This is a genomic window from Pseudoalteromonas sp. SR41-1, assembly GCF_014164015.1.
Lineage (GTDB): Bacteria > Pseudomonadota > Gammaproteobacteria > Enterobacterales > Alteromonadaceae > Pseudoalteromonas > Pseudoalteromonas distincta.
This window is the reverse complement of sequence record NZ_JACJEK010000054.1, coordinates 1-605: the sequence shown is the minus strand read 5'-3', so window position 1 is coordinate 605 and position 605 is coordinate 1. Positions and strand designations below refer to the sequence as shown.

Here is a 605-nt window from a genome sequence, read left to right as displayed (position 1 = left end):
ACGCTATAATTCCCTTCGGCTAATGTGCCTGTTGGTGTCGCACTCCAGTTACCATTGGCATCGGTTTGTACATCAATGCTTTGAGTGGCATTTGCTGCATCTGTAAACGTCACCGTGATGGTGCTGTTAGGCGCATCACTGGTGCCTGTCACAGTTGGCGTGCTGTCATTTGTTAATAATGGCGCATCTACACTCACACTTGGTGCTGTGGTATCAATGGTGCCGTTGCCGGTAATATCGGTGCTGTTTCCTGCCACATCGCTGATGTTGGCGGTGATCGTGTACGGCCCTTCTGCCAGTGCAGTCGGTACTTCTACAGAGAAGTTACCATCGGCATCCACAGTGGTGGTAAAGGTTTGTGTATTGCCTTGATCGTCCACAACCGTGAAGTTAATAACCGTGCCTTCAACGGCATCACTTGTGCCACTGAGTGTCGGGGTGATGTCATTACTTGAGCCTGGGCTGGTAAGTACAAGTGTCGGTGCAGTGGTATCTATTTCACCTGCGCCTGTTGCGGTGGTGTCGTTGCCTGCGGTATCTTCAACACTCGCGCTTACGGTGTATGTACCTTCTGCAAGTGCTACCGGTACAGGGATTGACCACGT

Annotated in this window: 1 protein-coding gene; it reads right to left on the bottom strand. The window is 51.2% G+C overall.

Features of this window, described 5'->3' with window-relative positions:
- Window positions 1-605, bottom strand: a 605-nt coding sequence (locus H5118_RS20410) for an Ig-like domain-containing protein (RefSeq protein WP_182749997.1), incomplete at both ends; no start/stop codon positions are given.